Annotated in this window: 24 protein-coding genes and 1 pseudogene; 12 read left to right on the forward strand and 13 right to left on the reverse strand. The window is 61.4% G+C overall.

Annotated elements, in window-relative coordinates; all coding sequences use genetic code 11:
• Window positions 1-40: 40 nt before the first annotated feature.
• Window positions 41-2,677 carry an MGH1-like glycoside hydrolase domain-containing protein gene (locus AC07SI_RS19385; protein ID WP_495006303.1) on the forward strand — a complete coding sequence of 879 codons (2,637 nt, stop codon included), beginning with the start codon at window positions 41-43 and terminating at the stop codon, window positions 2,675-2,677.
• Window positions 2,678-2,890: 213 nt separating this feature from the next.
• A complete protein-coding gene (locus AC07SI_RS19390) occupies window positions 2,891-3,484 on the forward strand; it encodes a hypothetical protein (RefSeq protein ID WP_495006304.1) in 594 nt (197 codons plus the stop codon).
• A 62-nt stretch (window positions 3,485-3,546) separates the two neighbouring features.
• Here AC07SI_RS19390 and AC07SI_RS19395 read toward each other — a convergent pair whose 3' ends face one another.
• Window positions 3,547-3,861 (reverse strand): SCP2 sterol-binding domain-containing protein, encoded by a 315-nt coding sequence (locus AC07SI_RS19395; protein WP_016969749.1) that lies wholly within the window; start codon window positions 3,859-3,861, stop codon window positions 3,547-3,549.
• Between the two features lie 56 nt (window positions 3,862-3,917).
• The gene (locus AC07SI_RS19400) at window positions 3,918-4,628 is read right to left on the reverse strand and encodes a histidine phosphatase family protein (RefSeq protein WP_065907710.1); all 711 of its coding nucleotides are present in this window, start codon (window positions 4,626-4,628) and stop codon (window positions 3,918-3,920) included.
• A gap of 193 nt (window positions 4,629-4,821) precedes the next feature.
• Here AC07SI_RS19400 and sohB point away from each other — a divergent pair, with 193 nt between their 5' ends.
• Window positions 4,822-5,847 (forward strand): protease SohB, encoded by a 1,026-nt coding sequence (gene sohB, locus AC07SI_RS19405; protein WP_065907712.1) that lies wholly within the window; start codon window positions 4,822-4,824, stop codon window positions 5,845-5,847.
• Between the two features lie 114 nt (window positions 5,848-5,961).
• On the opposite strand, the gene AC07SI_RS19410 is transcribed toward sohB, so the two are convergent.
• Both AC07SI_RS19410 and AC07SI_RS19415 read right to left on the reverse strand, forming a co-directional pair.
• Window positions 5,962-7,494, reverse strand: coding sequence for an MFS transporter (locus AC07SI_RS19410; RefSeq protein ID WP_495006305.1), 1,533 nt, complete (start codon window positions 7,492-7,494; stop codon window positions 5,962-5,964).
• A complete protein-coding gene (locus tag AC07SI_RS19415) occupies window positions 7,491-7,976 on the reverse strand; it encodes a GlcG/HbpS family heme-binding protein (RefSeq protein ID WP_495006306.1) in 486 nt (161 codons plus the stop codon). Before AC07SI_RS19415 ends, AC07SI_RS19410 begins: the two co-directional genes overlap by 4 nt.
• Before the next feature lie 103 nt (window positions 7,977-8,079).
• On the opposite strand from AC07SI_RS19415, the gene AC07SI_RS19420 reads away from it, so the two are divergent.
• On the forward strand, window positions 8,080-8,976 hold the full coding sequence (locus AC07SI_RS19420) for a LysR family transcriptional regulator (RefSeq protein ID WP_106803570.1): 897 nt from the start codon (window positions 8,080-8,082) through the stop codon (window positions 8,974-8,976).
• Here the strand turns inward: AC07SI_RS19420 and dhaL are convergent.
• The 7 genes from dhaL to AC07SI_RS19455 all read right to left on the reverse strand — a co-directional run bounded on the left by dhaL (window position 8,933) and on the right by AC07SI_RS19455 (window position 16,207).
• Window positions 8,933-9,580, reverse strand: a complete 648-nt coding sequence (gene dhaL, locus AC07SI_RS19425; protein WP_120448870.1) for a dihydroxyacetone kinase subunit DhaL — start codon at window positions 9,578-9,580, stop codon at window positions 8,933-8,935. The genes AC07SI_RS19420 and dhaL overlap by 44 nt on opposite strands.
• A gap of 3 nt (window positions 9,581-9,583) precedes the next feature.
• Entirely contained in the window at window positions 9,584-10,585 is a 1,002-nt protein-coding gene (locus tag AC07SI_RS19430) for a dihydroxyacetone kinase subunit DhaK (RefSeq protein ID WP_201144987.1), read from the reverse strand.
• A 69-nt stretch (window positions 10,586-10,654) separates the two neighbouring features.
• Window positions 10,655-11,770, reverse strand: coding sequence for an MDR/zinc-dependent alcohol dehydrogenase-like family protein (locus AC07SI_RS19435; protein WP_065907723.1), 1,116 nt, complete (start codon window positions 11,768-11,770; stop codon window positions 10,655-10,657).
• Window positions 11,771-11,796: 26 nt separating this feature from the next.
• The gene (locus AC07SI_RS19440) at window positions 11,797-12,552 is read right to left on the reverse strand and encodes an SDR family oxidoreductase (RefSeq protein WP_065907725.1); all 756 of its coding nucleotides are present in this window, start codon (window positions 12,550-12,552) and stop codon (window positions 11,797-11,799) included.
• 142 nt (window positions 12,553-12,694) lie between these two features.
• On the reverse strand, window positions 12,695-13,702 hold the full coding sequence (locus tag AC07SI_RS19445; RefSeq protein ID WP_106803573.1) for a substrate-binding domain-containing protein: 1,008 nt from the start codon (window positions 13,700-13,702) through the stop codon (window positions 12,695-12,697).
• A gap of 34 nt (window positions 13,703-13,736) precedes the next feature.
• Entirely contained in the window at window positions 13,737-14,723 is a 987-nt protein-coding gene (locus tag AC07SI_RS19450) for an ABC transporter permease (protein ID WP_025857540.1), read from the reverse strand.
• Window positions 14,720-16,207 (reverse strand): sugar ABC transporter ATP-binding protein, encoded by a 1,488-nt coding sequence (locus tag AC07SI_RS19455; RefSeq protein WP_495006307.1) that lies wholly within the window; start codon window positions 16,205-16,207, stop codon window positions 14,720-14,722. The genes AC07SI_RS19450 and AC07SI_RS19455 overlap by 4 nt, the downstream gene beginning before the upstream one ends.
• Before the next feature lie 283 nt (window positions 16,208-16,490).
• On the opposite strand from AC07SI_RS19455, the gene rpiB reads away from it, so the two are divergent.
• The 3 genes from rpiB to AC07SI_RS19470 all read left to right on the forward strand — a co-directional run bounded on the left by rpiB (window position 16,491) and on the right by AC07SI_RS19470 (window position 19,941).
• Window positions 16,491-16,952 carry a ribose 5-phosphate isomerase B gene (gene rpiB, locus AC07SI_RS19460; RefSeq protein WP_016969738.1) on the forward strand — a complete coding sequence of 154 codons (462 nt, stop codon included), beginning with the start codon at window positions 16,491-16,493 and terminating at the stop codon, window positions 16,950-16,952.
• A 63-nt stretch (window positions 16,953-17,015) separates the two neighbouring features.
• The gene (locus AC07SI_RS19465; protein WP_025857542.1) at window positions 17,016-17,996 is read left to right on the forward strand and encodes a sugar-binding transcriptional regulator; all 981 of its coding nucleotides are present in this window, start codon (window positions 17,016-17,018) and stop codon (window positions 17,994-17,996) included.
• A 376-nt stretch (window positions 17,997-18,372) separates the two neighbouring features.
• Window positions 18,373-19,941 (forward strand): TerC family protein, encoded by a 1,569-nt coding sequence (locus AC07SI_RS19470; RefSeq protein WP_213553971.1) that lies wholly within the window; start codon window positions 18,373-18,375, stop codon window positions 19,939-19,941.
• A 28-nt stretch (window positions 19,942-19,969) separates the two neighbouring features.
• Here the strand turns inward: AC07SI_RS19470 and AC07SI_RS19475 are convergent.
• Both AC07SI_RS19475 and AC07SI_RS19480 read right to left on the reverse strand, forming a co-directional pair.
• Window positions 19,970-20,257 (reverse strand): annotated as a pseudogene (locus tag AC07SI_RS19475) (thioredoxin family protein); the annotation flags it as partial.
• A 69-nt stretch (window positions 20,258-20,326) separates the two neighbouring features.
• The gene (locus tag AC07SI_RS19480) at window positions 20,327-20,581 is read right to left on the reverse strand and encodes a hypothetical protein (RefSeq protein ID WP_065907734.1); all 255 of its coding nucleotides are present in this window, start codon (window positions 20,579-20,581) and stop codon (window positions 20,327-20,329) included.
• A gap of 404 nt (window positions 20,582-20,985) precedes the next feature.
• Here AC07SI_RS19480 and AC07SI_RS19485 point away from each other — a divergent pair, with 404 nt between their 5' ends.
• From AC07SI_RS19485 to AC07SI_RS19505, 5 genes are read left to right on the forward strand one after another with little or no spacing between them, the layout of a single operon-like run.
• Complete coding sequence (locus AC07SI_RS19485) at window positions 20,986-21,834, forward strand: transporter substrate-binding protein (protein WP_065907736.1); 849 nt, start codon at window positions 20,986-20,988, stop codon at window positions 21,832-21,834.
• Window positions 21,835-21,886: 52 nt separating this feature from the next.
• Window positions 21,887-22,549 (forward strand): amino acid ABC transporter permease, encoded by a 663-nt coding sequence (locus AC07SI_RS19490; RefSeq protein WP_065907738.1) that lies wholly within the window; start codon window positions 21,887-21,889, stop codon window positions 22,547-22,549.
• Window positions 22,550-22,560: 11 nt separating this feature from the next.
• Window positions 22,561-23,223: an amino acid ABC transporter permease gene (locus AC07SI_RS19495; protein ID WP_065907739.1), complete on the forward strand. Its 663-nt coding sequence runs from the start codon at window positions 22,561-22,563 to the stop codon at window positions 23,221-23,223.
• Window positions 23,220-24,002 carry an amino acid ABC transporter ATP-binding protein gene (locus tag AC07SI_RS19500; protein WP_065907741.1) on the forward strand — a complete coding sequence of 261 codons (783 nt, stop codon included), beginning with the start codon at window positions 23,220-23,222 and terminating at the stop codon, window positions 24,000-24,002. The genes AC07SI_RS19495 and AC07SI_RS19500 overlap by 4 nt, the downstream gene beginning before the upstream one ends.
• 26 nt (window positions 24,003-24,028) lie before the next feature.
• Entirely contained in the window at window positions 24,029-24,418 is a 390-nt protein-coding gene (locus AC07SI_RS19505; protein WP_032896881.1) for a RidA family protein, read from the forward strand.
• Window positions 24,419-24,563 lie beyond the last annotated feature (145 nt).

Consider the following 24,563-nt stretch of genomic DNA (forward strand, 5'->3'; position numbering starts at 1 on the left):
TTCTACACTGCTCCTCACCTGGTAGGCGATGGAGGACCCAATGACGGCCACACCCAACACCCGAATACTGGACACGATTGAAGGCCAACGCCTGGCGACGCCGGATGCCGAACGTTGGCGCGAGTGGGGCCCCTATCTGAGCGAACGCCAATGGGGCACGGTGCGCGAAGACTACAGCGCCGATGGCGATGCCTGGACCTATTTCCCCCATGAACATGCACGCAGCCGCGCCTACCGCTGGGGCGAGGATGGGCTTGCCGGTTTCAGTGACAAGGCGCAACGCTGGTGCCTGGGCCTGGCCTTGTGGAACGAGCGCGACACGATCCTCAAGGAACGCCTGTTCGGCCTGAATAACGCCGAGGGCAACCACGGTGAAGACGTCAAGGAACTGTACTTTTTCGTCGATGGCGTACCGAGCCATGCCTACATGCGCATGCTCTACAAATACCCGCACGCAGCCTTTCCCTACGCTGACCTGATCGCCGAGAACGGGCGCCGCGGGTTGGATGATGCCGAGTATGAAATCCTCGATACCGGCGTGTTCGAAGACAACCGTTACTGCGACATCAGCGTCGAATACGCCAAGCACGCGCCCGACGACATCTTCATGCGCGTCACCGTCCACAACCGCTCCGAACAACCAACGCGCTTGCAGGTATTGCCGCAACTGTGGGCGCGCAATGACTGGAGCTGGACCTCCGACGCGCCCAAGCCAGCGTTGACGCTGGACACTGATCGGGTGCTGGCCCGGCATCACGAACTCGACGATCGCCATCTCAGCGCCTGGGGCCAGGAGGGGGTGGAATGGCTGTTCTGCGAAAACCAGACCAACTTTCCCAAGCTCGACGGGCAACCGACGCCGGGGCCGTTCAAGGATGGCATCAACGATTACGTGGTGGACGGCGTTGCCACGGCGATTCGCCGCGACGCCGGCACCAAGGTCGCCGCGCGGTTTAGCCTTGAACTTGCAGGCCTTGAGCATAAAACCCTGTACCTGCGTTTTGCCCCGACGGACGCGCCCGAGGTCAATGCGCGCAGGCTGTTCGACTTGCGCCGCCAGGAGGCGGATGAGTTCTACGCCGCCTTGCAGCACGGCATCGCCGATGACGACGCGCGCAATGTGCAGCGCCAGGCGCTGGCCGGATTACTGTGGTCCAAGCAGCTGTACTACTTTGATGTGAACCAGTGGCTCGACGGAGACCCGGCCCAGCCTGCGCCGCCGCCCGAACGCCTGCATTTTCGCAATACCCATTGGCGGCACCTGTCCAACTTCGACATCCTCTCCATGCCCGACACCTGGGAGTACCCGTGGTACGCCTCCTGGGACCAGGGCTTCCAGGCAGTGGCCTTTGCGCTGATTGATCCCGGGTATGCCAAGCAACAGTTGCTGCTGCTGGTCAAAGACCGGTTCATGCACCCCAACGGCCAGCTGCCGGCCTATGAGTGGCGGTTCGATGATGCCAACCCGCCGGTGCATGCCTGGGCCAGTTGGCGTGTGTATCAGCAGGACAAGGCGCTGACTGGCGTCGGCGATATGGATTTCCTCGAGCGAATTTTCCACAAGCTGCTGCTGAATTTTTCCTGGTGGGTCAACCGCAAGGACGCCGAGGGGCGCAACCTGTTCCAGGGCGGTTTCCTCGGCCTGGACAATATCGCCTTGTTCGACCGCTCGGCCGCGTTGCCGCCGGGCTATCAACTGGACCAGGCCGACGGCACGGCGTGGGTCGCGGCGTATGCACTGGACCTGATGCGCATCGGGCTGGAGCTGGCCAAGCGCAACGTCGTCTATGTCGATATCGCGGTGAAGTTCTTCGAGCATTTCCTCTATATCGCCGGCGCGATCAACCGGGTCGATGACAGCGCCGAAGGGTTGTGGGACGAGCAGGACCGGTTTTTCTACGACGTGCTGCACCGTCCCGATGGCCAGAGCGAGCCGGTGCGCCTGCGTTCGATTGTCGGCCTGATGCCGTTGTTCGCGGTGCTGGTGCTGGAGCAGCGCGAGCATGAGGGTCTTGAAGGTCTGCGCGAGCGCCTGCTGGGCTTCATGCACCATCGGCCGGACCTGGCCAAGCTGGTGTCGCGCTGGAACGAACCGGGGCAGGGCAATCGCCTGTTGCTGGCTTTGTTGCGGGGCGAGCGCACCAAGGACTTGCTGCGGCGCATGCTCGATGACAACGAGTTTCTCTCGGCGTTTGGTGTGCGCTCCTTGTCCAAGGCCTTCGCCGAGCAGCCGCTGGGGTTGAAGATGAATGGCGACACCTTGTGCGCGCGCTACCAGCCTGGCGAATCCGATTCGCGCCTGTACGGCGGCAACTCCAACTGGCGCGGGCCGCTGTGGATGCCGGTGAACTACATGCTGATCGAATCGCTGCGCGAATTTCACCGCTACTACGCGGATAACTTCTCGGTGGAGTACCCGACGGGCAGCGGTTATCTGGCGTCCCTTGAAGAAGTGGCCGACAGCCTCAGCCAACGTCTCACGCGATTGTTTTTGCGCGATGAAGATGGCCTGCGCCCGTCGATGGCGGGCTATGCGCAATTGGAAGCAGACCCGGCCAGTCGCGACCTGGTGTTGTTCCATGAGTATTTCCATGGCGAAACCGGGCGTGGGTTGGGGGCGTCGCACCAGACGGGGTGGAGTGCGTTGGTGGCGTTGTTGCTGCAGCCGAAAATCTAGGTTGCGCCACGGATCTGCTTTTCTGTGGGAGCTGGCTTGCCTGCGATGGCGGTGGAGCCGATAGCATGGATGCAGGCAGTGCCGACGCTATCGCAGGCCAGCCAGTTCCCACGTTGAAACTCCATGGCTTGCGAAATGGCAGGCAAAAAAATCCCGCCACCGAAAGGTCTGAATCAGGTAAATTCGCCACCCCTTCAGACAAGGATGTAGACGATGGCGAATGTTATCGCGCGGGTTGGCAGTGCAGGCCTATTGGGGGCACTGCTGATCACCTGCGCAGTGTTGATCACTTCACTGTATCCCCGGGAAAGCGCTGCGGCGTCGCTGATGATGCATTGCCGCGACTGCGAGAAAGGTGACGACACCTTCGATGCGACAAAATGGTTCAGCAGCGGCATGTACCGCCTTGAAACGGATATTGTTCCCAACCCGATGCGGACGATGACTCGCACTCATCCGGTGGTCTTCAAAGCCAAGGACAATGACCAACTGGTCGAGGCCGCGCTGCGTGGAATCGGCGATGTGCTCCCATCCTTCGATCCCCGCGCGTTTGAAGCACAGTGGCCCGTGTTAACCAAGCGCGTACGTTACAGCTACAGCTTTTTTATGCTGCCCGATGAACCCCGGGACCTCTATGACATGTACTTGCAAGTGGGCAAGTACAAGCTGGTGATCGTGGTTGGGCTTGACGTCAATACCGGTGAAATCACCGCCGAGTATGATGGGCGTGTGATTCGTGAAAACGATGGTAATGACCCTGCGTACATGGACACGTTCGAAGAAATGGATGACGCCAACACCCGCTGACCGGGAGGCTGGCTGAACGAAAAATCCCGCCGAAAGGCGGGATTTTTTTGAGCGCAGGCTTATCAGGCCGGGAACAGCTCGCTCAGTTTCATGGCCAGCATCATGTCGCCTTCGGTGCGCAGCTTGCCGCTCATGAAGGCCTGCATGCCGTCGGTGTCGCCGCTGACGATGCCTTCCATGGTTTCGCCGTCGGTGACCAGGGTCACTTGGGCGTCAGGGTTTTCGCCTTCCAGCAGTTCGCAGGTGTTGTTCTTGACCACCAGCGAGAAGTTCTGGGTGTCGTCGATACGGAAACCGAACACCAGGTCCAGGCCGTCAGCAGCGGCTGGGTTGAATTTGGCTTTCATTGCTTCTACAGCTTTGGCTACGTCAGTCATGGTTTCGATCCTTTAGGGTAGAGTCCAGTGACCTTGGGGTCACGGTTGGCCGCAGTTCATCGGAACGTGATGAGCTGCGGCGCCTTCAACAGTTGCAAGTGGGTATGACTGTTGAAGGAAGCCAGTGCCACCTCGCGACCACGGAATTTCAGCTGGTTGAGCGAGGTGTTAACAATTTGCCAGTTCAGTTCGAAGGCCTGGGCCGCCGGCATTCGGGTTATCAGGTGGAGCAGGGCAGTGATGGTGCCGCCGGAGGTGAACACTGCAATCTTCTGTGCGTTGTCCGCTGCTTCCAGAATGCGTTGCAGGCCACCCTGGACCCGTTCGACGAAGCCCAGCCAGCTTTCCAGGCCCGGCGGATCATAGGTGCCGGCCAGCCAGCGCTCGATGATCAGGGCGAAGATGCGCTGGAATTCGCTGCGGTTCTGCGCGGCGTTGCGCAGGATCTCCAGGGCTTCGGGTTCGGTGGTCAGCAGGTCGGGAAGCAGGGCGCGGATAATCGCGTCGGCGTCGAATTCGTTGAAGGCGCTGTCGATTTCCAGGGCCGGTACCGGCAGGCCAAGGGCGCTGTACTGATCGAAGGCGGCCGTGGCGGTGTGCTGCTGGCGGCGCAGGTCGCCGGCCACGCAGCGGTCGAACACCAGGCCCAGGTCCGCCAGGTGGCGCCCGAGCACTTGCGCTTGTTCCACGCCGACGGGCGACAGGACGTCATAGTCGTCTGCACCGAAGGAGGCCTGGCCATGTCGAATCAGATAGATGCTGCCCACGTCCGTTTTCCCGGTACGTTGAAAGTCTGGCGAGGTTATGAGGATGCCAGGGAGCTGTCAATGAAAAAACATACGCTTGTTTTAAAAGCTCGTTAGAGGCCGCTTACTGGCGGTTTGATCACTGGCCCGAACGCGGTGCCGCCGGTATGCTGGGGCAATCCGCGCCTGGCGCACTGCACTTGTAAGGAGTCACATGGATTTTTTGGCCGAATACGCGAGTTTCCTGGCGAAGACCGTCACCCTGGTGGTCGCTATTCTGGTGGTACTGATCAGCTTCGCGGCGCTGCGCAGCAAAGGCCGTCGCAAATCCGCCGGACAGCTGCAGGTCAGCAAACTGAATGATTTCTACAAGGGCCTGCGCGAGCGCCTGGAGTCGAGCCTGCTCGACAAGGACCAGCTCAAGGCCCTGCGCAAGTCCGAGAGCAAGACCGAAAAGAAGAAAGGCAAGAAGAAACCCGAGGCCAAGCCACGGGTGTTCGTGCTGGATTTCGACGGCGACATCAAGGCCTCGGCCACCGAGAGCCTGCGCCACGAAATCACTGCCTTGCTGAGCCTGGCCACCCCGAAGGACGAAGTGGTGCTGCGCCTGGAGAGCGGCGGCGGCATGGTCCACAGCTATGGCCTGGCGTCGTCGCAACTGGCGCGTATCCGTCAGGCGGGCGTGCCATTGACCGTGTGCATCGACAAGGTCGCGGCCAGCGGCGGCTACATGATGGCGTGCATCGGCGAGAAGATCATCAGCGCCCCGTTCGCGATCCTCGGCTCCATCGGCGTGGTGGCGCAGTTGCCCAACGTCAATCGCCTGCTGAAGAAACACGACATCGACTTTGAAGTGCTGACCGCCGGTGAGTACAAGCGCACCCTCACGGTGTTTGGCGAAAACACCGAGAAGGGCCGCGAGAAGTTCCAGGAAGACCTGGACATCACCCATCAACTGTTCAAGAACTTCGTCTCGCGCTATCGCCCGCAATTGGCGATTGATGATGTGGCGACCGGAGAAGTGTGGCTGGGTGTTGCAGCGTTGGACAAGCAACTGGTCGACGAGCTGCAGACCAGCGACGAATACCTGGCTACCAAGGCCAAGACCGCCGAGGTATTCCACCTGCACTACGCCGAGCGCAAGAGCCTGCAGGAGCGAGTGGGCCTGGCGGCCAGCGGCTCGGTGGACCGTGTGCTGCTGACCTGGTGGAGCCGGTTGACCCAGCAGCGCTTCTGGTAACGCCGTAATTTGGGTGATGCCCCTGTGGGAGCGGGCTTGCCCGCGATAGCGATGTACCAGTCGATGCCTCTACCGACTGAACTGACGCCATCGCGGGCAAGCCCGCTCCCACATTCAGTTCTGCGTTAGCACGCAGGCCTGTTGCACCACAGGAATCGGCTTTCGCATCAGCATCCCCACCACCAACGCGCCCAGCAGGCCCAACAACCCTGCCACCCACAACACAGCGCCGAACCCGCCGACAAACGCCTGCCGCGCCAGTGGTTGTGCTACCGCCCGGGCCGTCTCCGGCAACAAGCCCATCGCCGCCGGCATGTCCCCGGCCACCACCCGCGAGGCAATTCCCGCTAGCTGCTCCTGCCACTGGCTGTCGAGACTCGCACGCAGCAGTTGCTCGCTGTGGCTGCTCAGCAATGCCCCGTACACGCCAATCGCCAGCATGATCGCGCTGAACCGCATGGTAGTGCTCATGCCCGAGGCCATGCCGGCACGGTCTCGTGGCACGCAGGCCATGATGTTTTTTTGCGTGTCGCCATTCAGCAGGCCCGCTCCGGCGCCCGTGACTGCAATGGCCAGGGCGAAGGGCAGGTAACCACCGATGTTCACCGCCCAGGCGCTCAGCAAATTGCCGCTGCCGACCAACGTGAGTCCCGTCGCCATCATCGTCGACGGGGTAAAACGGCTGGCCAGGCGTGCACCAATCCTTGGGCAGATCAACATCGTCAGGGCAAAGGGCAGCATGCCCAGCCCTGAAGCAATCGCGGAAAAGCCCAGGCCGTTCTGCAGGTAGAACGGCAGCAGCGTCATCATCACCTGGGCGCAGCCGGCATAGGCAAACATCCCCAGCAGCGCGCCGATGAAGCGCGGATGCCGGAACAGTTGCAGGTCGACCATCGGCCGTTGTTGCAGGCGTTCGGCGAGGACAAACGCAGCCAGCAAGGCTGCGCCGCCCAGTAGCCGCGCATAGGTCAGCGGGTTGTCCCAGCCGATGCGGTTGGCCTCGATCAGGCCCCAGATCAAACACAGCAAGCTTGCGCTGAAGGTCAGGCTGCCCCACGGGTCGAGGCGTGCAGACTGGGTATCTCGGGACTCTGGAATGGCGCGCAGCACCAGGCTCATCAACACCAGGCCCACGGGCAGGTTGAGGTAGAAGATCCAGCGCCAGCCCAGGTATTCGGTGATCAGGCCGCCCAGCGTCGGCGCGGCGGTCATCGCCACGCCCATGCAAGCGCCCCAGAAGGCCCAGGCCTTGGCGCGCTCGACCTCGTCGTGGAAGGTGTGGCCGATGGAGGCCAGCGCCGAGGTCAAGAGCAGGGCTGCGCCGACACCTTTGACAGCCCGCGCGATATCCAGCCACAGCGCAGTGGGCGCCGCGCCGCAGCCGAGAGAGGCCAGGATGAAAATCCCCAGGCCCCAGACCAGGGTCTTCTTGCGACCAAAGCGGTCGGCGATGCTGCCGGCTGGCAACAGCAGGGCGGCGAACGCGAGCATGTAGGCGCTGACCACCCATTCGATATCGGCAAAGTTCGCCCCCAGGTCGCGGGCGATGCTCGGCAGGGTCACGGCGACGATGTTGGTGTCGAGCACAATCAGCGAACAGACCCCGGAGGCGGTCAGCAAGGTAAACCGTGGGCTGGCGGTGCTCATGGCTGCACCGCCGCCAGCGCCGACTGGGCAATCTGTTCATCGTGGGCCGGGGTGTCGGCGCTGATGCCGAGGGCGCCCACGACCTGGCCTTCGAGGATGATCGGCAGCGCGCCCTTCATCATCAGCAGGCCGGCTGTGACAGCCGCCGGGCGCCCACCGTTGATGGCATTTTCGAGGTCGGCCGAAGGCCGTTTGAACAGCGCCGAGGTGCGCGCCTTGCCTTGGGCCAGCTCGATCCCGGCGACTACCGGCGCACCGTCCATGCGCGTGGTGAGAATCGGCCAGCCGCCGTCGTCGACAATTGCCAGCGCGCAGGGCCAACCGTTATCCGCGGCGACTTTACGTGCCTGCGCCGCAATCTGCTGGGCCGTGGCCAGGGTCAGTATTGCCTTGTGGGCAACGCTGGCGGGTGGTTCGTTCGCCATCGCCGGGGGGGCGAGGCTCAGGCCGGTCAATACCAGTACCAGCGATTTGACTAACATAAGCGGGTCTCTCTACTGTGAGCGTGCGCCTAGCTTATCTTCGGTCCATCGTGGCTTTATTAGGTGCCAGTGTGATCTTCATTACCTTTGAGCTAATCCTGCGATGGAAATACGTCATTTCCGCTATTTCCTGGCGGTTGCCCGGCACCGAAACTTCACCCGCGCGGCGGAGCAGCTGGGCATTGCACCGCCAACCCTGAGTCGGCAAATCCAGGACATGGAGGCGACGCTGGGCACGCGCCTGTTTGTCCGCCAGCAACGCGAAGTCAGCCTCACCGAGGCGGGTGCGGCGCTGTTGATCGAGGCCGAGGCGACGGTGCGCCAGTTCGAGTTCGCCCAGCGCAATGCCCAGCGCGCCGGACGCGGCGAGATCGGTCATATCGAATTGGGCTATGTGGCGTCGGCGGTGTACTCGGGCCTGTTGCAGCGGCAAATTCAGGCGTTCAGCCAGGCGTTTCCGGATGTCAGCGTGAACGTGCGCGAATGTGCGATGGCGACGTTGCCTGGCGCGGTAGCGGATGGGCGTGTCGATATCGGCTATATCCGCTCGCCCATGACCCTGCCCGAGGGTGTCGAGGCGGTACGCCTGGACAGTGAAGGGTTTGTCTTGGCGCTGCCGCAGGACTCCTGGCTGCTGGGGCTGAAGGCCATCGGTTGCGAGCACCTGCAAAACGAGACGTTCATCTTGCCGGAGCAAATCAGCGGTACCTTGCAAGTGGCGGCGCAAGGCGGCTATGCACCGCGGCTCGGACCGCAGCCCGGCGGATTGGTGGCGGTGGTGGCGCTGGTGTCACTCGGGCAGGGCGTGGCGGTGGTGCCGGCGTCAATGGTCGGGCATGTGAGTTTGCCAGGCGTGGTGTACCGCAGCATCCAGGGCAGTGACGCGTCGTCGTGGCTGTCGCTGATTCACCGGCGCTTCGAAAAAGCGCCGGCGGTGGCGCGGTACATCCAGCAGGTCAAGCAGACAGTCGCGGCTGTACCGAATCGGCCAGGCGCGTAAGGATCAGGCAGCACGACACGGCCCCGGCATCCAGCACGCCGAGGGAGCGTTCGCCCAGGCGACTGGCGCGGCCGATCTTCGCCACCAGGTCCTTGGTCGAATCGCGGCCCTGTGATGCGGCGGCTTTCATCGCGTCCAGTGCGTCGCTGAAGGCGGCCCCGGAGGCATGCGCCCGCTCGAAGGCTTCGACGGCCGGGATCAAGGTGTCCATCAGGCACTTGTCGCCCACACCCGCCTCGGTAATGTCCTGCAACGAGGTCAAGCCGCCGCGCAGCAAATGGGCAAAGGTTGCGGCGTCGATGTCGTCGCTGTTGCGCACTTCATCGGCCATGCCAATGAACAGACTGCCATACAGTGGGCCCATGGAGCCGCCGATGCCTTCCATCAGGCTGAGGGTCAGTTCGTCGAGTGCTTCGGCCAGGGTCAGTTGGCGGCCTTCGATGGTGCGCCCGCAATGGGCGAAACCCTTGGCCATGTTGATGCCATGGTCGCCATCGCCAATGGCACCGTCGACTTCGCTGAGGTATTCGCGGTTGGCCACGATCACGCTGACCAGGTCGGCGACGATGGCGCTGCCGTCACGGGTGGAAAAATGCTGGCTCATGGTTCACTCCGCCTGGGTCATGCCGATGGAGCGGCAGGGTTGGTCGATCAGGGTTTTCAACTCGGCGTCGAGGCCGAGCAAGGTCAGGGTCACGCCCATCATCTCAAGGGACGTGAAGTAGTTGCCGACATAGCAGCGGTGAATCTTCAAGCCTTTGGCCTTGAGCTGTTTTTCGACCTCGGCATAGAAAATATACAACTCCATGACCGGCGTGGCGCCCAGGCCCGAGACCAGCACCACCACGCTGTCGTCCTGGCTGAAGTCACGGTCGGCGAGGATCGGCGCGAGCATGCGTTCGGCCATGGCTGCGGCCGGTTCGATCGGAACCACTTCGATACCCGGTTCGCCATGATGGCCGATGCCCAGTTCCATCTGGCCGTCGGGGATCTGGAAGTTCGGCTTGCCTACCGCGGCAATGGTGCACGGCGTGAGGCCGATACCAATCGAGCGGCAGTGGTCGACGGTTTTCTGCGCCACCCGGATCACCCCGTCCAGGTCGTAGTGCTGGGCCGCAGCGGCGCCGCCGATCTTCCACATGAAGATTTCCCCGGCCACGCCACGGCGCTTGGCAATGTCGGCCTTGGGCGCGGATGCCACGTCATCGTTGGCGACCACGGTGCGGATACGCATGTCTTTGCTGGCGGCCATTTTCATCGCCAGCTTCACGTTCATGTTGTCGCCGGCGTAGTTGCCGTAGAGGCAGGCCACGCCGGCACCCTGGTCAGCGGCGCGGAACGCGTCGAAAAAACTCTTGGCAGTGGGCGAGGAGAAGATCTCGCCGACGGCTACCGCATCCACCAGGCCTGGGCCGACATAACCGAGAAAGGCCGGTTCATGCCCCGAGCCGCCGCCGGTGACAATGCCGACGTTGCCTTGGGCCGAAGGCCTGGCCTTGACGATCACCCGAGGGTTGGCCTCGTATTGGCGCAGTTCGGGGTGCGCGACCAGAATACCGCGCAGCATGTCCTCGACCACTTGGTCCGGATCGTTGATGACTCGATTCATAACGCGGGTTCCTGTGTTCTTGTTCTAGTGGGCAACATGGATCAACGCCAGGGCGTGTTCGCCTGTGGGTCAGGGTTCCAGGACTACCTTCAGTGATTTGTCGCCGCGCTCCATCACTGCGAACGCTTCCTTGAAGTCTGCCAGCGCAAACTTGTGGGTCACCACGTCGCGCATGTCGATCTTGCGGTTGCCGATGAAGTCGATGGCACGCGGGTACATGTACGGGCCCAGGTGCGAGCCCAGCACGTCCAGCTCCTTGCGGTCGCCAATGATCGACCAGTCCACCGTGGCTTCGTCATTGAACACGCTGAACTCGACGAAACGCCCCAGCTTGCGCAGCATCGCCAGGCCCTGGTTCACGGCCTTGTGGTGCCCGGTGGCCTCGATGTAAATGTCGCAACCGTAGCCTTCGGTGATCTCGCGGATCTTCGCCAGTACATCGACCTCGGCCGGGTTCCAGACCTCGTCGGCGCCCATGCGCAAGGCAAGGGCAGCGCGTTCGGGCTTCATGTCCAGCACGATGAGCTTTTTCGGGTTGCGCATGCGCACCGCGCCGATGATCCCCAGCCCCAGGGTGCCCGCACCTGCGACCACCACCACATCGTCGAAATCCACATTCGCGCGTTCCGCCGCGTGCAGCGAACACGCCAGCGGTTCGATCAGTATTGCTTCGTCCGGGGCGATGGAGTCCGGCACTTTGTGGATGATGCCTTCCTTGGTGAAGATCATGTACTGGGCCATGGCGCCCTGCACATTGTTCTGGAAGCCATAGAGGTCATGCTTCTGGCACATCCAGTATTGGCCGTGGTTGCAGAAGCGACAGCCCCAGCACGGCACGATCTGCTCGGAGATCACCCGGTCACCGACCGCCACGCCACGTTTCTCCGCGCCTGGGCCCAGGGCAACCACACGGCAGACGAATTCATGGCCGGGAATCATCGGCGGTTTCACATAGCGGGGTTGCTCGGCGTCACCCCAGAACGAGGGGGCGCCGCGATAGGTCTTGATATCGCCCATGCAGATGCCGCACAGCTCGACTTTGGTAAGAATCTCGTCGGGGCCGGGCGTGGGCACGTCGACGGTTTCCAGGCGGTAATCTTCAGGGCCGTGACAGACCACGGCCTGCATGGTTTTCGGGATGACCGGTGACAGTTGTTCGGGGGTGCGTTCGGTGACGGTGGACATGACAAAACCTCACGACAAAAAATGAATTACTGAATGCTGTAGCCGCCGTCGATCACCATGTTGGCGCCGGTGACCATCTGCGCGGCGTCGCTGAGCAGGTACAACGCCAGCCCGGCGATTTCCTCCGGCTGGGCAAAACGGCCCGCCGGGATCTGCAATTTGGCTTTTTCGCCGACTTCACCGGCCCAGGCTTTTTTACCCAGCGCGGTCTCGACGATGGTCGGGGAGATGGCGTTGACGTTGATGTGCGGCGCCCATTCCATCGCCAATACCTTGGTCATGCCGACAATGGCCGCTTTGCTCGCGCAGTAGGCGACGTGGCGGTCCAGGCCAATCACGGCAGCCTGCGAGGCAAGGTTGACGATGCGCCCGCCGCCGTTGGCGAGCATGTGCTTGGCGCAGGCCTGGGCGACAAAAAAGCTCGCCTTGAGGTTGATGTCCAGCGTGGTGTCCCACGCGCTTTCGCTGACATCAATAGCCTTGTCCAGGAGCGCCACGCCGGCGCTGTTGATCAGGTAATCGAGGCGTTGGAAGTGTTCGAATACGCTATCGACGGTGGTTTGTATCTGGCCGATCTGGCTGAGATCAACGGCAATGCCCAAGTGCCCGGCGCCCAGGCTGGCGGCCACTTCAGCCACGGCGGGGTCGCGGTCGAGCAACGCCACGCGGGCGCCGCGTTCCGCCAGCAGGGTGGCGCAGGCCAGGCCGATCCCGGCGGCGCCACCGGTGATCACTGCGCACCGGCCGGTGAGGTCGAAGGCTTGGTTCCAGAATCCAGACATGCATGACTCCTCTATCGAAAGCGCTGGAGATCCAATGTGGGAGCTGGCCTGCGATGCAAGCGACTCGGTCTTTCAGTCAAACCGAGGTGATGCCATCGCAGGCAAGCCGGCTCCCACACTTGACCCTATTTCAGGGTGAAAGCTACTTACCGCCGCTGACTTGTTTGTACAGCGCATCGGCGTTGGCATTCGTCACTGGCACCCACGGCAGGATGTAATTCTTGGCGGTGCCGTCAGCCCATTTCACGTCCTTGGCGTAACGCTCCCAGATCACCGATTGCGGCTTGTAGTCCTTGCCGGCCAGGGCGCGCAACGCCACGTCCAGTGCGCCTTGGGATTGGGCTTGGGCGTCTTGCAGGAAGGTGGTGACTTCGTCTTTTTTCGCGGCCTGGATCGCGTCCGGCATGCCGTCGATGGAGGTCACCGGCACGTCTTTGGACGTCAGCCCGTGAGACTTCAGCGCCTGTACGGCGCCGAGGGCCATGTCGTCGTTTTGCGCGATCACGCCGTTGATGCCTTTGGGGTGCGCGTTCAGCCAGTCTTCGGTCAGGGTCAGCGCCTGCGCACGGTCCCAGTTGGCGGTCTTTTTCTCGATGATCTTGATGTCCGGGTGCTTGCCCAGTACTTCCAGCTCGCCTTTTTCCCGGTCGATTTGCGCCGACTGGCCGATCGGGCCCTGGATGATCACCACGTTGCCTTTGCCATTGAGCTTGTCGACCATGGCCTGGGCCTGCAGGCGGCCGCCTTCCACATCGTCGTTACCCACGTACGGCACAGCGGCATCGGCTACTTTCGTATTCGAGGCGATGACCACCACGTCGTTGCTCATGGCTTGCTTCACGGTGCCGACGCCGGCCTTGGTGTCGATGGGCACGAACAGAATGGCGTCGTAGCGCTGGGTCACCATGTTTTCGATCTGGTTGTTCTGGGTCAGGGCGTCATAGTTGCCGTCGAACACCGTCAGTTGCACGGTGCCGTCCTTGACCGCCGGGTGTTCTTTCAGCTCGCGTACCCAGTTCTGCATGAACTGGCCCTTGAGGCCGTAGACGGCGGCACCGATTTTGTAGGTCTTGCCGTCGGCAGCCATGGCGATACTGCAGGAGAGCAGGGAGAAAGCCGCTGTGGCGGCCAAGGTGGTACCAAGTTTCATGAGTAGAACTCCAGTTATTGTTGTGGGTCGTTCTCTAGCGTTTTTTCTTGCGCCACACGTCGATCAGTACTGCGAACACGATGATCAGGCCCTTGGCGACCTGTTGGTAATAAGAGGACACGCCGAGCAGGTTCAGCCCGTTGTTGATCACGCCGATCAACAGTGCGCCGAACAGCGTGCCGACAATGCTGCCGGTGCCCCCCGACAAGCTCGTACCGCCGATCACCACGGCGGCAATCGCGTCCAGTTCGTAGGAAACCCCAGCCTGGGGCAGGGCCGAGGTGGTGCGGGCCGACAGCACCACGCCAGCCAGTCCGGCGAGCAGGCCCGAGACCACGTAAACCGAAAACATCACCTTGCGCACGCCGATGCCTGAGGTGCGTGCGCTCTTTTCATTGCCGCCCACCGCGTACACATAGCGGCCGTAGGTGGTGTAGCGCAGCACCATCCAGAAGATCAGCGCGACCACGGCGAAGATGATGATCGGCACGCCGATCGGACCGATCTTGCCGATGCCCAGCGCCAGGTAGGCGTCGGGCAGGTCGGTGATCGGGCTGCCATCGTTGAGGATGAAGGTCATGCCCCGCGCAATGCTGAGCATGCCCAGGGTGGCCACGAACGGCGGGATCGACAGGTTGGCGACCATGAAACCGTTGACCACGCCGAGCATCGCCCCGGCGAACATCCCGGCGCTGACCGCCGCGAGCAGGCCATAACCCTGGGTGGCGACCATGGCGCTGCACAGTCCGGCAAAGGCGAGGATCGAGCCCACCGACAAGTCGATGCCCTTGGTCAGGATCACGTAGGTCATGCCCACCGCGAGGATGCCGTTGATGGAGGTCTGGCGCAGGATGTCCATCCAGTTGCGCCAGGTCATGAAGTACTCGCTGGAGAACGCCATCACCACGCACAGCAGGATGAATACCAGCGGCAGGCCGAAACGGTCGAGGGACAGGCGCAGGCGATTGCGGGGTGTGGCAATAGGTGCGGCGGCGGGTGTGGAGAGGGTTTTGGCATTCATGAGGCAAGACTCAACAAGGCTTCCTGGGAAAGGGCGGTGTCGGTGCTGATGGTCACCAGCCGGCCGCCCTTGAATACGGCGATGCGATCACTCAGATGCAGCAGCTCCGGCGCTTCCGACGACACCACGATGGCCGCGCCACCGGCGCGTACGAACTGGTCGAGCAGGTGGTAGATCTCCTGCTTGGCGCCCTCGTCGATCCCACGGGTCGGTTCGTCACACAGCAGGCACACCGGCTCGGTGGACAGGCATTTGGCGAGGACCACTTTCTGTTGGTTGCCACCGCTCATGGACGCCACCGGCAATTCCAGGGAAGTGGTCTTGATCTGCAGGCGCTTGACCATGTCCTGGGCCAGTTGGGTTTCCTTGCGCGCATTGATCAGCGACCAGCTCGACAGGCGCTTGTAGGCCGACAGGGCAATGTTGGAAAGAATGCTGCCGGTGAGCACCAGGCCGCTGTCCTTGCGGTCTTCGGTGACCAGCGACATGCCGGCACTGATGGTCGCCTTGGGCAGCCCGATGGGCATGGGCTTGCCTTGCAGGGTCACGCTGCCGGAGTCTGCGACGGTGAGGCCGTAGACGCAGTTGAGGAACTCGCTGCGCCCCGAACCCATCAAGCCGTAGATGCCGAGGATTTCACCCTGGCGCAGTTGCAGGCTGATGTCGTGGAACTCACCGGCGCGGCTCAGGTTGTCGACTTGCAGGCAGGTGTCGGCGGCGCATTCGCGGCCGACCTTGTGGTCGATGCGGGTCAGTTCCTGGCCGACGATGCCGCGCACGAGGTGGTTGCGGTCGATATCGGCCATGCGCCCGCTTTCGACAAAGGCGCCGTCGCGAAAGATGCTGTAGTCATCGGCGATCTGCGCCAGTTCGCTCAGGCGGTGCGACACATACACGATGCCGGCGCCCCGGGCAGTCAGGCGGCGGATGGCCTTGAACAGAGTCTCTGCCTCGCGTTCGCCGATGGCCGAAGTGGGCTCATCCATGATCATCACCTGGCAGTCATGGCTGAAGGCCTTGGCGATTTCCACCAGTTGGATCTGCGCGACGCTCAGGCGGTGCATGGGGCTGGTGGCGTCGACCTCGAACTCCAGGCTGTCGAGCAACTCGCGGGTGCGGCGGTTCAGGGTCTTGTTGTCGACGATGCAACCGGCGCGGCGCGGTTCACGGCCCAGCCAGATGTTTTCGGCAACGGTCATGTAGGGGATGGGTTCCAGTTCCTGGGTGATCATCGCGATCCCCGCCGCCAGCGCTTCACTCGGGCGGTTGAACTGCACCGGCGTGCCGTTGAGCAGAATGCTGCCGGCATCACGCTGGGTGATGCCCATCAGGATGCTCAGGAATGTCGATTTGCCTGCGCCATTGCCGCCGCACAGGGCGTGGACGCTGCCGGCCCGCAGAGAGAGGCGCCCGTCACGCAGGGCAGGGACCCCGGCGTAAGCCTTGGCGACGTGTTCAGCCTGGAGCAGTAATGGCGTGGCCATCGGCGTGTCCTCGTGCTGTGAATTCTTATTAGGTCGCACAGTCATGTTTCGCTGTGATCATATGTGTATCAAATGAAATTCTGATCAGTCAATCTCTTTCATGTAAAAGCGATGATTCTCATCTTTGCGGTCTATAAGGCCGTGTTTGACGCCTTTGACTGCAGGGTCAGTTAAATCATGCTTGACATAGAGGGTTGTATGGCCGCGAAATGTCTGAGCGGAATTTCACTGAATGATCATTTGATCAGTCATAAATACGATCACGGCAGCGGAGCCAGACGCCATGAACACACCTTTCCCGGTGGCTATCGGATGCGATGAAGCAGGTTTTGAGCTCAAAGAGCTGTTGAAGCGCCATATCGAGGCGCTGGGCTATCCGGTGACCGACTTCGGCACCCATTCCACTGCGCCCGTGCTTTATCCGGACATCGCCCTGGCCGTGGCCACGGCGATCAATGCCGGTCAGCAGCGGCTGGGCGTGCTGGTGTGCGGCACCGGGATCGGCATGGCCATTTCGGCAAACAAGGTGCTGGGCATCCGCGCGGCCCAGGCCCATGACACCTATTCGGCGGAGCGTGCACGCAAGAGCAACGATGCGCAGATCCTGTCCATCGGTGCGCGTGTAATCGGCGCCGAGTTGGCCAAGAGCATCGTCAAGTCGTTCCTGGAGTCGGAGTTCGAAGCGGCGCGTTCCGGGGCCAAGGTCGAGCGCATCAATGCAATCGAGCGCGATGGGCATCAGTAGTGGACTAAACGGGGCAAGAGTCGGGAGAATGCGCCTTTGACGCCGAAACGGAAGCCCGTCCCCATGAGTGACAGTACCCAGCGCATAGCCAGCGATATCGATCAGATGACCGAAGTGGCGATGCTCTATTACCTTGAGAACGTCACTCAGGAAGCCATCGCCAAGCGCTTCGACCTGTCACGCGCAAAGGTCAGTCGCCTGCTCAAGCGTGCACGCGATGAGGGCATTGTCGAGGTGCGCGTGTTGCAGCATCCGGCCATGAACAACGAGCTGGAGCAGGCCCTGGTCAAGCGCTTCAAGCTGGATCGCGCGTTGATCGCCGTCGATCACAGTGAGCCCGACACCCAGCGCTCGGCCGTCGCCAGCCTGGTCGCCAACTACCTGAACAAGACGCTCAGCGACGGCATGATTGTCGCCGTGGGCATGGGGCGCAACGTCGGTGCGGTGGCCGATAACGTGTTCCTGCCGGTGACGCGCAACTGCACGTTTGTCTGTGCGATCGGCGGTTCGCTCAAGGCGGGCGAATACATGAACCCCGACCATATCTGCCGGCGCCTGGCGCTGCGGTTTGGCGGTGAAAGCGAAAGCCTGTACGCCCCGGCCCTGGTCGCCAACCCGGAGCTGCGCGGGGTGTTGATCAATAACGACACGGTGCGCTCGACCCTCGACCGGGCGCGGCGTGCCGATATCGCCTTGATCGGTATCGGCGACATGAGCGAGAACAGCAACATGGTGCGCATGGGCTGGTTCTCGCCTCAGGAAATTGCCCAGGCGCGGTTGTCCGGCACTGTGGGCGACATGATGGGCTATGACTTTATCGACATTCACGGCCAGCCGGCGGTCAACGCGATTCAGGGGCGAGTGATCGGGTTGACGGTACAGGAGCTGTTTCGGATTCCAGACGTGGTGGCGATTGCCAGCGAGAACACCAAGGCCGCGGCGACGCTGGGGGCGTTGCGGTCGGGGGTGATCAATACGCTGGCGACGACGGTGACGAATGCGCATACGATTTTGGCGCTGGATGATGCAACCCGTAAAAGCTGACGCGACGCAGGGCAAAATGTGGGAGCGGGCTTGCTCGCGAAGGCGGTGATTCAGTTAATTCATGTGTTGACTGACACACCGCACTCGCCAGCAAGCCCGCTGCTAAATGGGTTTTGTGTTGGCTTGGTGTACAGATCTTGTAATAGTTTTGCGTTGTAGGAAATTTGTATTTCGGCTGTAGGATTCAAGTCCTTTTGTCATTTCAGGACTTGCATGAACACCCTCTCGGAGCCTCCCAGTCGTCTTTCCCCAAGACATCCGCTGTTGCTGTTCCCGCTGAAGCACCCCGTATTTCGCTTGCTAACCTTGTCCCGGTCATCCACTGATCGCGCCTTGTCGTGCCCGGCATTCTGAAACCTGTAAAGAGACTCTATAAATGGAATGGTTAGCGGATCCAACGGCCTGGCTCGGCCTGTTGACCTTGATTGTGCTGGAACTGGTGCTGGGTATCGACAACCTGGTGTTTATCGCGATCCTGGCGGACAAACTGCCACCGGAGCAGCGCGACCGTGCGCGCTTGATCGGTTTGTCGCTGGCGCTGCTGATGCGCCTGGGCTTGCTGGCGAGTATTTCCTGGTTGGTCACCCTGACCCAGCCGCTGTTCGAGGTGTTCGACAAGAGCTTCTCGGGGCGTGACCTGATCATGCTGTTTGGCGGTGTGTTCCTGTTGTTCAAGGCCACCATGGAATTGCACGAACGCCTCGAAGGGCATGTGGCACAGCGCTCCGGCAATGTGGCTTATGCGATGTTCTGGCCGATCGTGGCGCAGATCGTGGTGCTTGACGCGGTGTTCTCCCTCGACGCGGTGATTACCGCCGTGGGCATGGTGGATGAGCTGGCGGTCATGATGATCGCGGTGATCGTGTCCATCGGCCTGATGATCGTGGCGAGCAAGCCGCTGACGCGATTCGTCAACGCGCACCCGACGGTGATCATGCTGTGCCTGGGCTTTTTGATGATGATCGGCTTCGCGCTGACCGCCGAAGGCCTGGGCTTCCATATCCCGAAAGGCTATCTGTACGCGGCGATTGGTTTCTCGATCCTGATCGAGGTGTTCAACCAGATTGCCCGCGCGCGTCGCAAGAAGTCTGCACAAGGTGTGCTGCCGGTGCGTGAGCGTACCGCGCACGCGGTGATGCGCTTGCTCGGCGGTCGCAGCCTGGCGGTGGAGGAGGTGGGTGAAGAGGTTGCCGACCTGCTGGGCGAGTCGGATGCTGCACAGGGCCCGCTGTTCGATCGGCGTGAGCGCGTGATGATCAGCGGTGTGCTGCAACTGGCCGAGCGGCCGATTCGCACACTGATGACGCCGCGGGCCAAGGTCGACTGTATTGACCTGGCGGACGATCCCGAGACTATCCGCCTGAAACTGATGCATTCGTCTTACTCGCGGTTGCCGTTGATCCGCAACGGCGATGTCGATGAGCCTTTGGGCTTTGTGCACAAGAAGGAGTTGCTCAAGGAATACCTGGCCGGCAACGAGCCGAACCTGGAGCACCTGGCGCGCCGCGCGATCAACTTGCTGGAGAGTTTTTCGATTCTCAACGCGCTGGAGCAGATGCGTCAGGAGTCGACCCATATCGCCTTCGTGATCAACGAATTCGGCGACTTCATGGGGGTGCTGAGCATGACTGACATCCTTGAATCCATCGCCGGTGAGTTGCCGGACGCCAGTGAAGTCGAGGGCCCGGACATTGTCGAGGAAGCGGGTGGCTATCGTGCCAATGGCGCCTTGAACCTGAACCTGGTGCGTCAGCGTACCGGTTTCAAGGCTGCCGCAACCGAGGATTATCAAACCCTGGCGGGTTTGGTGATGAGCCTGCTCGACCGCCTGCCGGTGGTGGGCGATAGCCTGGAGCATGAGGGCTGGCGTCTGACGGTAGCCGCAGTGGAGGAGCGCCGGGTGACGCAGGTGCTTTTGCACGCAGGCTGCGGTCATAGCGGCTGAACAAGGCCTGCACACACTGCACTTGGTCTTCTTCAGGGCCGAAACCTTTGAGTTTGTCTACCAGGGTTCCGTTCAGGTAGATCAGTAATGTCGGGGTGCCCGTCACATCAGGGTGCCTCGGCGTGTGCGCGCAATCGAGTATCAGGCTGACGATCCAGGGATGCCTGCCGGCCGTCCTGGCAAATAGCGGCCCTGCAGTCGCACAGGCAGCGCAGTGTTCGCTAACAAACAGAATGAACACCGGGCGTGGTGTGTTAAGCACCCTGGCAAACTCCTGCGCATTGGAAATTTCTTGCGTGGCCACTCCCATGGTCATCTCCCTTCAGGCCGCGTGGGTGTGTTGCCAACGCTAAGCCGGGATATCACCTGCGTCTACTGTCAACCTTCACAGGTCATCGTCGCGCTCCACCCGCTCGCGCGCCTTGCGGGCCTGGCTCGCGCATTTCTTGTATTCCAGGTTGTCCCGCGAGGCTTTCGCCTGGCGGTAACCATGATGATTCTGGCTGGTGTAGTTGGTGCTCAAGGCATCGTTGAGCTTGCGCAGTTCTTCCTTGCATTCACGGCGGTCGTTACTGGCCGCAGCGTTGCCAGCCACCAGCAACGTCAGCAAACCCGCGACAAGACAGACTTTTATCGACATAGACCCTCTCAACCAAATGGCGCCCATCTGTCGGCGCCGGCGTCAGCGTTGACGATTTTCGCCAGTAAGCCGGCTCCTGCAGCGGGGCGTGTAGGCATTGCATCAAGGCTAGCCGAGCGCCGCGATTTTTCCATGCCTGCCGCGCACCGTGATGGTGCGGGGTAACACCGTTGTGGCGCACGGGTCAGTGGCTGTCACCGGCGTCTGGGGCCTTGGGTAGCAAAATGATTCCAGGTAGTGGCGCAACGCCTGTTGAATCGCGAGTGTTCATCTAGCTGATTTATAAGCAATTTAGTCCTGTCATATTTTTCTGTTACCGCGTGTGGCACACTTTCTGCTGTCTATTCCGTTGTTACATACTATGTTCCGGTATAGCGGAATACACAACTCCTGGAGTGCTTGTCATGCATCACCGACCTTCCGTGTTTAAAGCGTGTGTTTTTCTCTTCGCCGCATCGGCTTCCCTCGCCAGCGTAGTGCAGGCGGCGGACAGCAAGCTCGATGATGTGCTCAAGCGTGGGCACCTGATCGTGGGTACAGGCAGTACCAATGCGCCGTGGCACTTCCAGGGAGCGGATGGCAAGTTGCAGGGGTTTGATATCGACATCGGCCGCATTGTGGCCAAGGGTCTGTTCAACGACCCGAGCAAGGTCGAGTTTGTGGTGCAGTCGTCAGACGCACGGATTCCCAACCTGCTGACCGACAAGGTCGACATGAGTTGCCAGTTCATCACCGTCACCGCCAGCCGTGCGCAGCAAGTGGCGTTCACCCTGCCTTACTACCGTGAAGGCGTGGGCCTGCTGCTGCCGAACAACAGCAAATACAAGGAAATCGAAGACCTGCAGGCCGCCGGTGATGGCGTCACCGTCGCCGTGCTGCAGAACGTCTACGCCGAGGAACTGGTGCACCAGGCACTGCCCAAGGCCAAGGTCGACCAGTACGACAGCGTCGACCTGATGTACCAGGCGGTGAACTCCGGCCGCGCCGATGCCGCCGCCACCGACCAGTCCTCGGTCAAATACCTGATGGTGCAGAACCCCGGCCGCTACCGCAGCCCGACCTACGCCTGGAGCCCGCAAACCTACGCGTGCGCCGTCAAGCGTGGCGACCAGGACTGGCTGAACTTCGTCAACACCGCGCTGCATGAAGCCATGACCGGTGTGGAGTTCCCGACCTACAAGGCCTCGTTCAAGCAATGGTTCGGTGTGGATCTGCCGGAACCGGCGATCGGCTTCCCGGTTGAGTTCAAGTAATTCGTAAACGCTGGGGCGTCGCTGACGGCGCCCCATTCAGGTACTGCCGACCATGAACTATCAGTTGAACTTTGCCGCCGTGTGGCGCGACTTCCCCAGCTTGCTGGCGGGGCTCGGCCTGGGCCTCGAGCTGGCGCTGCTGTCGATCGCCATCGGTTGCGTGATCGGCCTGTTGATGGCATTTGCCATGCTGTCCAAACACAAGGTCTTGCGTGTGCTCGCCTCGGTGTATGTGACGGTGATCCGCAATACGCCGATCCTGGTGCTGATCCTGTTGATCTACTTCGCGCTGCCCAGCCTGGGTATCCGCCTGGACAAGATCCCCTCGTTCATTATCACCTTGTCGTTGTACGCCGGGGCTTACCTGACCGAAGTGTTCCGCGCCGGGCTGTTGAATATTCCCAAGGGCTTGCGCGAAGCCGGCCTGGCCATCGGCCTGGGCGAATGGCGCATCCGTGCCTATATCACCGTGCCGGTGATGTTGCGCAACGTGCTGCCAGCCCTGTCGAACAACTTTATTTCGCTGTTCAAGGACACCTCGCTGGCCGCTGCCATTGCGGTGCCCGAGCTGACTTATTACGCCCGCAAGATCAACGTCGAAAGCTACCGGGTGATTGAAACCTGGCTGGTCACGACCGCGCTCTACGTGGCTGCCTGTTACCTCATTGCCATGCTGCTCCGTTACCTGGAACAGCGTCTGGCGATCCGTCGTTAAGGAAGGTTTCCATGTACGAATCCCCCAGCTGGTTGCATGAGTTGTGGATCGCCCGGGACACCCTCTGGGCGGGGTTCCAGGCCAGTGTGTATGTCTCGGCACTGGCGATTATTTTCGGCACGCTGATCGGCATCGTCGCCGGGTTGATCCTGACCTACGGCAAATTCTGGATGCGCGCGCCGTTTCGCCTGTATGTCGACCTGATCCGTGGCACGCCGGTGTTTGTGCTGGTGTTGGCGTGCTTTTACATGCTGCCGGCGCTCGGTTGGCAGATCAGCGCATTCCAGGCCGGTGCCGTCGGGCTCACGCTGTTCTGCGGCTCTCATGTCTCGGAAATCGTGCGCGGCGCGCTGCAAGCCATTCCCCGTGGGCAACTGGAAGCGGGCAAGGCCATCGGCCTGACGTTTTACCAGTCCCTGGGCTACGTGCTGTTGCCGCAGGCGCTGCGCCAGATCCTGCCGACCTGGGTCAATTCCTCCACGGAAATCGTCAAGGCCTCGACCTTGCTGTCGGTGATCGGCGTGGCCGAATTGCTGCTGAGCACCCAACAGGTGATCGCACGCACCTTCATGACCCTGGAGTTCTACCTGTTCGCAGGCTTTATGTTCTTTGTCATCAACTACGCCATCGAGTTATTCGGGCGCTACATTGAAAAGCGGGTGGCCTTGCCATGAACCAACCTCAAACCAACCAACCGCTGCTGAACATCCGTGGCCTGCGCAAGCAATACGGCCAGGTCGAAGTGCTCAAGGGCGTCGACCTGTCCATGCAGCGCGGCAACGTGGTGACATTGATCGGCTCCAGCGGCTCGGGCAAGACCACGCTGCTGCGCTGCGTCAACCTGCTGGAGGAATTCCAGGGTGGCCAGATCACCCTGGATGGCGAGTCCATCGGCTACAGCGAGATTGCCGGCAAACGCGTGCGTCACCCCGAGCGGGTGATTGCCCAGCACCGCGCGATGACGGGCATGGCGTTCCAGCAATTCAACCTGTTCCCACATCTGACCGCGTTGCAGAACGTGACCCTCGGCCTGCTCAAGGTCAAGAAGATGGGCAAGGACGAAGCCGTGGCCCTCGCCGAAAAATGGCTCGACCGCGTCGGCCTGCTGGAGCGGCGCAATCACTTCCCGGGCCAGCTCTCGGGTGGCCAGCAGCAGCGTGTGGCGATTGCCCGCGCGATTGCGATGAATCCCAGCCTGATGCTGTTCGACGAAGTTACCTCGGCCCTCGACCCGGAACTGGTTGGGGAAGTGCTCAGTGTGATCAAGGGCCTGGCGGAAGAGGGCATGACCATGTTGCTGGTCACCCACGAAATGCGCTTTGCCTATGAAGTGTCCGACAAGATCGTGTTCATGAACCAGGGCCGCATTGAAGAGCAGGGCACCTCGAAGGACATCTTCGAGCGGCCGCAATCGCCGCGCCTGGCGGAGTTTTTGAAGAACATTCGTTTTTAATCGATTTTTCAGCAGGAGATATATTTATGAGCATTACTCGTTACGGCACCGGCAGCACCGCCGGCGGTGGCCAGCCACGTCCTTTCGCCCGCGCGGTGGAAGCGGACGGCTGGCTCTACGTCTCGGGCCAGGTGCCAGCGGTGGACGGTGAAATCATCAACGGCGGCATCATCGAACAGACCCGCCAGACCATGCGTAACGTGGTGGCGATCCTCGAAGAGGCCGGTTACGAATTGAAAGATGTGGTGCGCGTCGGCGTCTGGCTGGAAGACCCACGGGATTTCTGGAGTTTCAACAAGGTATTCGGTGAATACTTCACCCCGGAACACGCCCCGGCGCGCGCCTGCGTGCAGGCCAACATGATGGTGGACTGCAAGGTCGAGATCGATTGCGTGGCCTACAAGAAAAAAGGCTAAATGCCCGGATCTGAAGCCCAAAGCTGATCAAATGTGGGAGCGGGCTTGCTCGCGAATGCGGTGTGTCATTAAGCGCACCTGTAACTGATCCACTGCATTCGCGAGCAAGCCCGCTCCCACAGGGGATTTGTGTTGATAGCAACAT

It is taken from the genome of Pseudomonas sp. GW821-FHT05D12, from assembly GCF_059419825.1.